We start from the raw sequence: 11,067 nt of genomic DNA, 5'->3' as shown, positions 1-11,067 counted from the left end.
AAACCACTGCGTTAGCAACTAAATTATGACTCAAATCAGTGATTAGGCAATGAAAGACTCCATAGGCACTCAGGTAAGCTTTGTAACCGTCGATGAAGACTACAGCGGACAGCGCATCGACAACTTTTTGATTACCAAACTAAAAGGGGTGCCCAAAAGCGCGGTATACCGTATTTTACGCAAAGGCGAAGTGCGAGTGAACAAAAAGCGGGTGAAGCCGGTGTATAAGCTGCAAAGCGGCGACACGGTGCGCATTCCGCCGATAAAAATTGCCGAGCGTCCCGAGCAGCAGGTGCCCACTAACCTTGATAAAGTGAGCAAGCTTGAAGACGCTATTTTATTCGAAGATAAGTACCTTATTGTCATCAATAAACCCGCAGGTATGGCGGTGCATGGTGGCAGCGGCTTAAGTTTTGGCTTGATTGAGGCGTTACGAGCGCTGCGACCGCAGGAGAAGAGCCTGGAATTGGTGCACCGCTTAGACCGTGACACCTCCGGGTGTTTATTGATTGCAAAAAAACGCGCGGTGTTAAAAGGCTTGCATGAGCAACTGCGAGAAAAAACCATGGAGAAAAACTATTGGGCGCTGGTTGCCGGACAATGGGATGCTAAGGTGCGCAATGTGACTGAGCCGCTCAATAAAAACACTCTGCAATCCGGTGAGCGAGTGGTGCGGGTTGACCATGAACGGGGTAAAGCGTCCCATACTCGTTTTCGCGTGCTCGAGCGTTTTGAACAGTGCTCCTTGGTACAGGCATCGCCTGTGACCGGGCGGACTCACCAAATCCGCGTGCACACCCAGTGCAAAGGCCACCCGATTGCCTGTGATGATAAATATGGCGAGCAAGTATTCGATACCGCGATGCGCGAATCGGGCCTGAACCGCTTGTTCTTGCACGCTCGCGAGCTGCGTTTTCTTCATCCTAAAACGGAAACCACTTTGGCACTTGAAGCACCGTTAGACAAGGCATTAACGCATTGCTTGGAGAAGTTACGTCGTGCTTAATAGCAAAGAGCTTATTATTTTTGATTGGGACGGCACGGTGATGGACTCGGTAGGCAAAATTGTTGCCACCCTGCAAGGCGCTGCGCGTCATTTTAGCGTGCCAGAACCCACCGATGAGGCCGCTAAAAATATTATCGGGTTGAGCTTAGAAACCGCGATTGCCACGTTATTTCCCGAGCACAGTCAACTCCACACCGACCTGGTGGCGCGCTACAAACATCATTATGTGTATGAAGATAATACGCCAACGCCGCTTTTTGCTGAGGTTGAAACGACTCTTGCAGCGCTTAAGAGCCAGGGTTATCGGCTGGCAGTGGCAACGGGTAAAAGCCGCAAGGGTTTAGACCGTTTACTCGCTGAGTCTCAGTTGACTGATTACTTTGAGTATACGCGCACCAGTTGTGAGGCTCATTCAAAACCACACCCCGATATGCTCGAGCAAATTTTAACAATGTGTGATGTCAGTGCCGATAAAGCACTGATGATTGGGGATACGCAAATAGATATGCAGCTGGCGGCCAATGCCAAGGTCGATGCCGTGGGAGTCACCTTCGGGGTGCATAACGCCGCGCAGTTGCAACAGTTTTCCCCCGTTGCAACCGTCGATCATTTCAGCGAGCTGCGCACGTTATTACAGCGCTAACGGGTCAATTTGCCAATTCAGTAGCATGGCGTTGAGTTGCAACAGCGGCATCCCTATCAGGCTATTGGCGTCATTTCCTTGCATACGGGAAAATAAGCAAATCCCTAAGCCTTCGCTTTTAAAGCTGCCCGCGCAATTAAGCGGTTGCTCTTTAGCAATGTAGTTAGCAATTTGCTGCTCGCTTAGGGTGCGAAACTGCACCGTAAAAGGTTCGACAATCACCTGGGTGTTATCCGTTTCTAAATCAAGCAATGCCAGCGAAGTTAAAAAGGTAACTTCATCGCCACTAAAGCGTGCTAATTGTTGCTGAGCTCGAGCAACCGTATGCGGTTTTCCTAAAATGTCGCCTTGATGCACAGCGACCTGATCAGAGCCTATTACGATGCCTTTGTTATAGTGTTGGTGCGCGGCATTGGCTTTGGCGAGGGCGAGGCGACGTACTAATACTTCTGGGGCTTCATTGTGTTCAGGTGTTTCGTCAATATCTGGGGAAAAATGAGTGAATTCAGGGATAATTTTTTTTAATAATTGCTGCCGAAATGGCGAACTAGAGGCTAAGATAAAAGCTAATTTCATGGCCCGATCATCGATTTGTTAAACATCGGCCTTAGAATACGGCGCAATCGGGCGAAAAACAAAAGGAAAGTCGAATTTTATTTTGACTCTACTAGCAACTATCTATATGATGCAGCCCCTATGCAAAAGGTGAAGATTCCCGTCACCCTTGACCCGGGCAGGGCCGCAACACGCAAGTTAGAATATGACGGCGTGATTCGGTTTGAAGAACTTTCTCGATTCGAGCAAGTTGTGCTGGACTCAAGTGGTGAGATAGCGGTACATGTTCATTGCAAACATGACGAGCAAGGTTTAACGGTGCTGTCGGGGTCGATTAAGACCACGGTGACACTAACCTGTCAGCGTTGCAATGAAGAGTTTAGGTTGGATTTGGATCAACACTTTGCTTATACGCCAGTTGGCATAGGTGCAGAGTCTGGTGATCTTCCGGATTACTATGATGTCGTGGAGCTAGATGAGAACGGCGAAGTCAACCTTCGGAAATTAGTGGAAGATGAGTTGATATTGGCTATTCCTATCGTGCCTATGCATGACGAAGCATCTTGTCGATACTCCGAAGAAGCGAAAAGCTTTGGAGAGATCGAGGCAGAAGATGAAAAACCAAATCCATTTGAAATTTTGAAACAACTTAAGAAAGATTCTTAGGAGAAGGCTAATGGCGGTACAAAAAAGCAAAAAGTCTCGTGCAAGACGTGGTATGCGTCGTTCACACGATGCGATCAGTGGTCCAGCTCTAACAGTTGATAAAGTGACTGGTGAAACTCACCGTCGTCACCACGTCACTGCAGACGGCTACTACAAAGGCGTTAAAGTAGTTTCTAAGTAAGAGATTGCTTTATGCAACGCAGTCTAACCATTGCGTTAGATATGATGGGGGGCGATTACGGCCCCCGTTCATCTATCCCCGCCGCAGTTGAAGCGGTTCATCTACATCCAACACTTACCCTGATCCTCTGCGGTAATGAGCAGTTATTACAAGAGCAACTTTCTCAGCTCGATGCACTGCAACATCCACGATTAAAAATTCAGCACTGCACGCAAATTGTCACCAATGCTGACGAGCCAGCTTCTGCGCTGCGTAATAAAAAAGACGCATCAATGCGTATTGCCCTAGATTTAGTCAAGCAAGGTAAAGCGCAGGCTTGTGTTAGTTCTGGGAATACCGGCGCATTATTTGCTATGGCCCATTATGTGCTAAAAATGCTGCCTGGTATTAAACGCCCAGCGCTGATCTCATCGGTGCCCACAGAGACCAAAAAACCGGTTTATTTACTTGATTTAGGCGCTAACGTTCACTGTGATGCCCATACTTTGTATCAATTTGGCATTATGGGGTCGGTGGTTGCTCGCGAGTCACAAGATATCGAGCATCCCCGTGTGAGCTTGCTTAATATCGGTTCGGAAGATATTAAAGGTCATGAAGGCATTAAAGAAGCGGCGCAGATGATGCAAAAGAACCCCGCGCTTAATTACACTGGTTACAGCGAGGGCAGTGATATTTTTAGCGGCAAGTCAGATGTGATCGTGTGTGAGGGCTTTGTCGGTAATGTGGCGCTCAAAACCTGTGAAGGCATTGCTAAATTGATTATGCACAAGATGACGCGTGCATTGAAAAAGCATTTGCTTTATCGCGGTTTGGCGCTAATTCTTATGCCTGTCATAAAAAAAATATATAAAAAGGTGAACCCCGACCAGTATAACGGTGCATCTTTGGTAGGATTGCGCGGTATAGTGGTTAAAAGTCACGGAAATGCCTCAGCGAGTGCATTTCTTGCGGCAATTAATGAGGCTGTAAGGGAAGTGCAACGACAGTTGCCAGAGAAGATACAAACGGCCTTTGCAGAGCATGAACCCATGCAAGACGCGAGTTAAGCGCTGCGCCAACCTCCCTCCTCATTAACTGCCTGCCAATATTCGCGAACATCGCTAAAACAAACGAAAAGAGCAGCATATGTCTGAAAAAATCGCAATTTTATTTCCAGGTCAAGGCTCACAGAGCGTTGGTATGTTAACCGAGCTATTGGCTGAGTCGAGCACTGTGCAAGAGACCTTCCGTGAAGCGTCTGATGCCCTTGGCTATGATTTGGCTGACTTGGTACTTAATGGTCCACAAGACAAGCTAAACGAAACCCATCGTACGCAACCAGCACTACTGTGTGCATCAGTGGCTATTTTCCGCCATTGGCAACAGCAAACAGATCAAGGTCATGAGTTGGTGCTTGCTGGGCACAGTCTAGGCGAGTATTCCGCGCTGGTGTGTGCTGGGGTATTAAGCCTGGCCGATGGCGTGAAACTCGTAGAAAAGCGCGGCCAATATATGCAGCAGGCGGTTCCTGCTGGCGTCGGCTCAATGGCTGCGATTATTGGTTTAGATGATGATGCAATTGCCAAAGCGTGTGCCCAGAGCGCACAAGATCAAGTGGTTGCGCCGGTGAATTATAACTCACCAGGCCAAGTGGTGATTGCCGGTAACAAAGAAGCGGTAGAGCGCGCTAGCGAAGCCTGTAAAGAAGCCGGAGCGAAACGTGCATTGCCACTTGCTGTGAGTGTGCCGTCGCATTGTGAGTTGATGAAACCAGCGGCAGAGCAATTAAAGGCTGATTTAGATGCGTTGGCGTTGCAGGCACCTAAATACAATGTCATCAATAATGTTGATGTCAGTGCCGAGCAAGACATTGAAGCAATCAAAGATGCCTTGGTCCGCCAACTGTATTCGCCTGTACGTTGGACTGAAACCATGCAAGCTATCGCAAAGCAGGGTGTGACACAAGCGTATGAATTTGGCCCAGGTAAAGTACTTACAGGGCTGGTGAAACGAATTGATAAATCAGTTGCATGCAGTGCAGTGAATGACATCGCCAGCATTGATGCAGCGAAATAAAAGAGAACAATGATGGCAAATTTATTTTCCTTAGAGGGCAAAGTTGTATTAGTAACCGGCGCCAGCCGAGGTATCGGTAAAGCGGTCGCTGAACTACTAGTAGAGCAGGGCGCAACGGTTGCCGGCACCGCGACCAGCGACAACGGTGCAGAGAAAATTTCTGCATACTTAGGTGAAAACGGTAAAGGCTACAAGCTAAATGTTACGGACAGTGATTCTATTGCTGACACGTTAGCGGCCATTAAAGCTGATTTCGGCGATCTTGATGTGCTTGTTAATAATGCCGGTATCACCCGCGATAACCTCTTAATGCGCATGAAAGACGATGAGTGGCAGGACATTATCGACACCAACTTGTCGGCTATTTATCGTTTATCGAAAGCGGTGTTGCGGCCAATGATGAAGAAAAAGTCAGGGCGTATTATTAACATCGGCTCGGTTGTTGGCACCATGGGTAATGCTGGGCAAGCAAACTATGCCGCTGCCAAAGCGGGTGTTATCGGTTTTTCAAAATCCTTGGCCCGTGAAGTGGCTTCGCGCGGTATTACTGTAAACGTTGTGGCTCCAGGTTTTATTCAAACAGATATGACTGATGAGCTGACTGATGAGCAAAAAGCGGCTACGCTTGCCAATGTACCGGCAGGACGTTTGGGACACCCGTCTGAGATTGCCGCTGCGGTATGTTATTTAGCCTCTGATGCGGGCGCATACGTTTCTGGTGAAACTTTGCATGTAAATGGCGCAATGTACATGGTGTAAAGGCTAAAACAGCCGTAAAAAGGTCGCAAAAACTCGGCTCAAAACGTTGAAGTTTTTGTGATCTTGCTTTAAACATACTTGAAATCGCTGTGAAAATGGGCGATAAAAGGGCAACTTTTGAATCTTAGAGGTTTGACCAGCCAAAAAACTCTGGGCAAATCCTTGAATCAGACAAATATGCTGCGTAAACTACGCCGCAATCTGAAAAATAACGCAATAGCGTTTAAATAAAGGAAAGAAGAATGAGCGACATCCAAGAACGCGTAAAGAAAATCATCGTTGAGCAGCTAGGTGTTAAAGAAGAAGAAGTAAAGCTTGAAGCGTCTTTCGTTGACGATCTAGGTGCGGACTCTCTTGATACTGTTGAGCTAGTAATGGCGCTAGAAGAAGAATTCGATACTGAGATCCCAGACGAAGAAGCTGAGAAGATCACTACAGTTCAAGCAGCTATCGATTACGTTACAGCTCACGCTGAGTAATCAACGCATTTCTATTTAAGGGCAGCATTCAGCTGCCCTTAGTCTATCTTAGACTCCCATCACATATTCCCTTTTGGAGGACACCGTGGCTAAACGTCGAGTCGTAGTGACTGGCTTAGGTATGCTAACGCCGCTGGGTAACGATGTAGCGTCTACCTGGCAAGGCTTATTAAATGGACAAAGTGGCATAGGCCCTATCACCCATTTTGATACAACAGATTTTGGCACCAAGTTCGCCGGTTTAATTAAAGATTTTGATGCCACTGATTACATGGCAAAAAAAGATACCAAGAAAATGGATTTATTTATCCAATACGGTATCGCTGCAGGCCTTCAGGCGTTGGACGATTCTGGCTTAGAAATCACCGAACAAAATGCTGATCGCGTTGGTGTAGCTGTAGGTTCTGGTATTGGTGGCTTGTCTCTGATTGAAGAAAACCACGAAAAGCTTCTAAATGTAGGCCCACGTAAACTGTCGCCTTTTTATGTGCCATCGACCATCATTAATATGATCTCTGGCCATCTTTCAATTATGAAAGGTCTGCGTGGACCGAATATCTCCATTGTTACTGCCTGTACGACCGGTTTGCACAATATTGGTCATGCAGCGCGTATGATTGCCTATGGCGATGCCGATGCCATGCTTGCCGGTGGTGCTGAAAAAGCATCTACGCCAATGGGTATGGGCGGCTTTAGCGCCGCACGAGCGCTCTCCACTCGCAACGACGACCCGCAAGCGGCGTCACGTCCGTGGGATAAAGACCGCGATGGTTTTGTACTCTCTGATGGTGCAGGTGTGATTGTGCTCGAAGAGTATGAGCATGCTAAAGCGCGGGGCGCTAATATTTACGCTGAGCTCGTCGGTTTTGGTATGAGCGGCGACGCTTTCCATATGACTTCGCCGCCAGCGGATGGTGCTGGCGCCGGTTTATCAATGGCCAATGCTATAAAAGATGCAGCCGTGAACCCAGATCAAGTGGGTTATATCAATGCGCACGGAACGTCGACTCCTGCAGGTGATAAGGCAGAGACCCAAGCCGTGAAAAACGTCTTTGGTGATGCCGCCAGTAAAGTCATGGTCGGCTCTTCGAAATCGATGATGGGCCACCTTCTAGGTGCGGCGGGTTCTGTTGAATCAATCATCACTATCCTATCGCTGCGCGACCAGCAGGTGTCACCGACCATTAATTTGGATAACCCGGACGAGGGCTGTGATCTTGATTACATTGCCCATACTGCGCGAGATGCAAAACTTGATTATGCACTGTGTAACTCGTTTGGCTTTGGTGGTACAAACGGTTCATTGTTATTCAAAAAAGTATAAAGTGAATCCCTAGTTACGGCGTAGACCGCACTAGGGCGATACTGGTACTATAAGCTCGGTTATGACCGAGCTTTTTTATATGGATAAAACAATAATAAACGGCCAAGTGGCCACTTCTTTAAGTATCAATGATCGTGGGTTGAACTATGGTGATGGTTTTTTTACCACCGCTAAAGTCAGCCAGCGTGAGGTTGAACTGTGGCCTTTGCATATTGCTCGGTTGCAACAGTGTGCAACTCGCCTAGGTTTCCCTGAATTAGACATAGCTGCGCTCGAGGGAGACGTAGATGCTTTAATAGCAATGGCCCCAAGCGATGACTATGTTCTTAAAATAGTGTACACACGTGGCAGTGGCGGGCGTGGTTATGCTCCTCCAACAGATGCCCACATCCAGCGTATTGTGCGATTAATGCCGTACCCCACTCAGTATCAAACATTGGCAGAGACCGGCTTGAGCTTGTCGATTGCGCAGACCCGTTTAGCACAGCAGCCGCTGTTAGCAGGGTTGAAAACGCTTAATCGTTTGGAGCAAGTATTGGTGAAGCAAGAAGCCGCAAAGGCACCCAGTGATGATATGCTAGTACTTGATACAACCGATAATGTTATTGAGACTTCCAGCGCTAATTTGTTGCTGTATCGACAAGGCCAGTGGCTTACCCCAAAACTTGACCAAGCGGGAGTAAAAGGGGTGTATTTAACGCATTTAAGCCAACATTTAGCTGTGCGCGAGCAACGTGTAAACTTGGCCACACTCTTCAGTGTGGATGCCTTGTATTGTTGTAACAGTTTGATGGGAGTGATCCCTATAAAGCGCTTGGCACATCACGACTACAATGTAGATATTAGTAAAAGCGTGCTCACCAAAGCACTGAATAATAAGGGATTGGGTTAATGTTACGGGTGGTCATATCGGTGTTGTTGTTAGCCATTGTTGCGACGGCAACGGGTTACTATCAAATTAAACAAGCTATGGTGGCACCACTGCATTTACCTGAATCTCAGTTGGCGGAGGTACACAGTGGCACCGGGTTCAATCAACTGTGCCGCCAGTGGCAGCAAAAGCAATGGCTTGATAGCTGCTGGCGATTCCAAGTATTAGCCAAGCTTGACCCCACGTTAACTGATCTTAAAGCCGGACTTTATCAGCTCAATCCAGGCACTGCACTTGCCGCATTTAGACAAATTAGCCAAGGCAAAGAGCACCAGTTTAGCTTTACCATTATTGAAGGCGATAACTTGCGCCAGGTGCTAAGTCGACTTCAGCGCGCTCCCTATATAGAAAAGCCGTTGCATTGGGGCGACGAATTTCTTGGAAAGCCACTGGATGAGCAGTTGGAAGGACGCTTTTTTCCCGATACGTATCATTATCATGGCGGAGACCATGCCGTGCAGTTGCTGACTCGCGCCTATCGTAAAATGGAAATTGAATTAGACCAAGCGTGGCAGCAACGTAGTAGCAGTTCGCCACTCAATAGTGCTGATGAGGCATTAATTTTAGCCTCAATTATAGAGAAAGAAACCGGTGTCGCTGGGGAGCGGGCGTTAATTGCATCGGTGTTTGTTAACCGTCTTAACAAAGGCATGCGCTTGCAGACTGATCCTACGGTTATCTATGGTATTGGCCCTGAATTCGATGGCAATATTACCCGCGCCCATCTACGTGAAAAAACGCCATATAATACCTATCGTATTGATGGCTTGCCGCCTACGCCCATTGCCATGCCGTCAAAAGCGGCCTTATTGGCTGCGGTGCAACCGCAACAATCAGACTATTATTATTTTGTCGCCAAGGGCGATGGCAGTCATCAGTTTTCTAAACGGCTTGAAGATCATAACCGAGCCGTACGTCAGTATCAGTTAAAGAGTCGAAATGACAGCTAAGTTTATTGTAATTGAAGGCCTTGAGGGGTCGGGAAAGTCGACGGCAATGAAAATTTGCGCCGACACTTTGGCGCGCGCCAACATTGACTATATTACTACCCGCGAGCCCGGTGGCACGCCCGTGGCTGAGCAGCTGCGCACTATTGTTAAACATGCAGAGAAAGAATCCATTAGTACGCAAACCGAGTTACTATTGATGTACGCTGCACGCTCGCAGCTATTGGAAAATGTGATTCGCCCGGCGCTTGCCAGTGGCCAATGGGTGCTTGGCGATCGTCACGATTTATCATCACAGGCTTATCAAGGTGGCGGTCGACAAATTTCTTGTGAAGTGATGAACTTCCTTAGCCAGTATGTACTGGCCGATACTCGCCCTGATCTTACTGTGTATTTAGACATCGAACCTGCTTTAGGCCTGGCTCGTGCTCGAGGCCGAGGTGAGTTAGATCGCATCGAGCGTGAAGACTTAAGTTTTTTTGAACGAACACGCGCGCGCTATCTTGAACTTGCTGAACAGGATGAACGCATTGTTGTTATTGATGCCTCTCAAGCAATTGAAAAAGTGCATCAGGATATTGAGCAAACGCTCTGTGAGTTTATAGCGAGACGATAATGTACCCATGGTTAAGTGCTATTGGGCAACAGTATGCCCGCCAGTTTGCGCAAGGGCGTTTGCATCACGCACATCTACTCTATGGTCCACAGGGCGTTGGCAAGAGGGCACTTGCTGAGTATTTAAGTGAGGCGCTGTTATGTCACCATAATGAGGGCATGCACCCCTGTGGACAATGCAAAAGCTGTCAGCTCAACCAAGCAGGCACACACCCAGATAGCTTAGTGTTGAGCGATGAGGGGGCCTCTATCGGGGTCGACAGTGTCCGCGCCATTAGTGATTTCGTGCATCACAGTGCGCAACAAGGCGGGGCTAAGTGTATCATTGTCCCTGAGGCTCAACGCATGACGGTGGCGGCCAGTAATGCTTTGTTAAAAACCTTGGAGGAGCCTAACGCGCACTGTTACCTGTGGCTATTAAGTTCAGACAGTGCCACGTTGCCAGCAACGATTCTAAGCCGCTGTGCTAAGCAACACGTATATATTGATGATGAGCATGCAGTGCAGCAGTGGCTAACTCACCATGCGGCGATGGCAATGGCAAGCGCCTTTGCAAAGCACTTTATCTCGCAACCTTTGTTACTAAAGCACTGGCAAGATAATGATGAGCTAGAGCAAATTCAAACCTTGTATCAGGCAGTTAGCCAGCTACAAAATGGCACAGATGGGCACAAGTTAGTTGATATTTTGACGCAAAACTCACAATATATTGCTATCTTTAGGCTGTTTGTCAGCCAATTTTTATTGCAACAGTCTCAAAAAGGGGCCAGTTTTGCGTCGCTGCAACGTTGTGAACAGCAATTACAACGCTTTAGTGAAACGTTAACACAGACCTCAGGGCTGAATATTACTTTGGCGGTGTCGCAGTTGCTGCGCACCCTAAGACGAGAATTCCAATAATAAAGG

General features: G+C 47.8%; 14 protein-coding genes. 13 read left to right on the top strand and 1 reads right to left on the bottom strand.

Annotated features, from left to right (window positions below):
• Window positions 1–49: 49 nt before the first annotated feature.
• Both rluC and MHM94_RS06065 read left to right on the top strand, forming a co-directional pair.
• Entirely contained in the window at window positions 50–1,006 is a 957-nt protein-coding gene (gene rluC, locus MHM94_RS06070) for a 23S rRNA pseudouridine(955/2504/2580) synthase RluC (protein WP_235418878.1), read from the top strand.
• Window positions 999–1,649, top strand: a complete 651-nt coding sequence (locus MHM94_RS06065; protein WP_022945963.1) for an HAD-IA family hydrolase — start codon at window positions 999–1,001, stop codon at window positions 1,647–1,649. Before rluC ends, MHM94_RS06065 begins: the two co-directional genes overlap by 8 nt.
• On the opposite strand, the gene MHM94_RS06060 is transcribed toward MHM94_RS06065, so the two are convergent.
• On the bottom strand, window positions 1,638–2,225 hold the full coding sequence (locus MHM94_RS06060; protein WP_235418879.1) for a Maf family protein: 588 nt from the start codon (window positions 2,223–2,225) through the stop codon (window positions 1,638–1,640). The genes MHM94_RS06065 and MHM94_RS06060 overlap by 12 nt on opposite strands.
• Before the next feature lie 120 nt (window positions 2,226–2,345).
• On the opposite strand from MHM94_RS06060, the gene yceD reads away from it, so the two are divergent.
• From yceD to holB, 11 genes are all read left to right on the top strand, one after another.
• Entirely contained in the window at window positions 2,346–2,870 is a 525-nt protein-coding gene (gene yceD / locus MHM94_RS06055; protein ID WP_235418880.1) for a 23S rRNA accumulation protein YceD, read from the top strand.
• A 10-nt stretch (window positions 2,871–2,880) separates the two neighbouring features.
• Window positions 2,881–3,051: a 50S ribosomal protein L32 gene (gene rpmF, locus MHM94_RS06050; RefSeq protein ID WP_045978428.1), complete on the top strand. Its 171-nt coding sequence runs from the start codon at window positions 2,881–2,883 to the stop codon at window positions 3,049–3,051.
• Between the two features lie 11 nt (window positions 3,052–3,062).
• Window positions 3,063–4,097, top strand: coding sequence for a phosphate acyltransferase PlsX (plsX, locus tag MHM94_RS06045; RefSeq protein WP_022945959.1), 1,035 nt, complete (start codon window positions 3,063–3,065; stop codon window positions 4,095–4,097).
• A gap of 79 nt (window positions 4,098–4,176) precedes the next feature.
• Window positions 4,177–5,106 carry an ACP S-malonyltransferase gene (gene fabD, locus MHM94_RS06040; protein WP_235418881.1) on the top strand — a complete coding sequence of 310 codons (930 nt, stop codon included), beginning with the start codon at window positions 4,177–4,179 and terminating at the stop codon, window positions 5,104–5,106.
• 12 nt (window positions 5,107–5,118) lie between these two features.
• A complete protein-coding gene (gene fabG, locus MHM94_RS06035; protein WP_022945957.1) occupies window positions 5,119–5,865 on the top strand; it encodes a 3-oxoacyl-ACP reductase FabG in 747 nt (248 codons plus the stop codon).
• A gap of 242 nt (window positions 5,866–6,107) precedes the next feature.
• Window positions 6,108–6,344: an acyl carrier protein gene (acpP, locus tag MHM94_RS06030; protein ID WP_022945956.1), complete on the top strand. Its 237-nt coding sequence runs from the start codon at window positions 6,108–6,110 to the stop codon at window positions 6,342–6,344.
• Between the two features lie 85 nt (window positions 6,345–6,429).
• Window positions 6,430–7,668, top strand: coding sequence for a beta-ketoacyl-ACP synthase II (gene fabF, locus MHM94_RS06025; protein WP_235418882.1), 1,239 nt, complete (start codon window positions 6,430–6,432; stop codon window positions 7,666–7,668).
• 79 nt (window positions 7,669–7,747) lie between these two features.
• Window positions 7,748–8,560, top strand: a complete 813-nt coding sequence (gene pabC, locus MHM94_RS06020) for an aminodeoxychorismate lyase (protein WP_138542764.1) — start codon at window positions 7,748–7,750, stop codon at window positions 8,558–8,560.
• Window positions 8,560–9,549, top strand: a complete 990-nt coding sequence (gene mltG / locus MHM94_RS06015; RefSeq protein WP_235418883.1) for an endolytic transglycosylase MltG — start codon at window positions 8,560–8,562, stop codon at window positions 9,547–9,549. Before pabC ends, mltG begins: the two co-directional genes overlap by 1 nt.
• Window positions 9,539–10,162 carry a dTMP kinase gene (gene tmk, locus MHM94_RS06010; RefSeq protein ID WP_130147591.1) on the top strand — a complete coding sequence of 208 codons (624 nt, stop codon included), beginning with the start codon at window positions 9,539–9,541 and terminating at the stop codon, window positions 10,160–10,162. Before mltG ends, tmk begins: the two co-directional genes overlap by 11 nt.
• On the top strand, window positions 10,162–11,061 hold the full coding sequence (gene holB, locus MHM94_RS06005; RefSeq protein WP_235418884.1) for a DNA polymerase III subunit delta': 900 nt from the start codon (window positions 10,162–10,164) through the stop codon (window positions 11,059–11,061). Before tmk ends, holB begins: the two co-directional genes overlap by 1 nt.
• Window positions 11,062–11,067: the final 6 nt, after the last annotated feature.

Source organism: Pseudoalteromonas sp. CNAT2-18.1, assembly GCF_022347865.1.
Lineage (GTDB): Bacteria > Pseudomonadota > Gammaproteobacteria > Enterobacterales > Alteromonadaceae > Pseudoalteromonas > Pseudoalteromonas ruthenica.
This window is presented reverse-complemented; position numbering and strand designations above follow the sequence as displayed.

What these genes read in the sequence shown, in the direction of transcription:
- fabD (WP_235418881.1), top strand. Translation starts at nt 4,177, where the DNA reads ATGTCTGAAAAAATCGCAATTTTATTTCCAGGTCAAGGCTCACAGAGC.
- mltG (WP_235418883.1), top strand. Translation starts at nt 8,560, where the DNA reads ATGTTACGGGTGGTCATATCGGTGTTGTTGTTAGCCATTGTTGCGACG.
- acpP (WP_022945956.1), top strand. Translation starts at nt 6,108, where the DNA reads ATGAGCGACATCCAAGAACGCGTAAAGAAAATCATCGTTGAGCAGCTA.
- fabG (WP_022945957.1), top strand. Translation starts at nt 5,119, where the DNA reads ATGGCAAATTTATTTTCCTTAGAGGGCAAAGTTGTATTAGTAACCGGC.
- yceD (WP_235418880.1), top strand. Translation starts at nt 2,346, where the DNA reads ATGCAAAAGGTGAAGATTCCCGTCACCCTTGACCCGGGCAGGGCCGCA.
- holB (WP_235418884.1), top strand. Translation starts at nt 10,162, where the DNA reads ATGTACCCATGGTTAAGTGCTATTGGGCAACAGTATGCCCGCCAGTTT.
- MHM94_RS06060 (WP_235418879.1), bottom strand. Translation starts at nt 2,225, where the DNA reads ATGAAATTAGCTTTTATCTTAGCCTCTAGTTCGCCATTTCGGCAGCAA.
- tmk (WP_130147591.1), top strand. Translation starts at nt 9,539, where the DNA reads ATGACAGCTAAGTTTATTGTAATTGAAGGCCTTGAGGGGTCGGGAAAG.
- rpmF (WP_045978428.1), top strand. Translation starts at nt 2,881, where the DNA reads ATGGCGGTACAAAAAAGCAAAAAGTCTCGTGCAAGACGTGGTATGCGT.
- rluC (WP_235418878.1), top strand. Translation starts at nt 50, where the DNA reads ATGAAAGACTCCATAGGCACTCAGGTAAGCTTTGTAACCGTCGATGAA.
- plsX (WP_022945959.1), top strand. Translation starts at nt 3,063, where the DNA reads ATGCAACGCAGTCTAACCATTGCGTTAGATATGATGGGGGGCGATTAC.
- pabC (WP_138542764.1), top strand. Translation starts at nt 7,748, where the DNA reads ATGGATAAAACAATAATAAACGGCCAAGTGGCCACTTCTTTAAGTATC.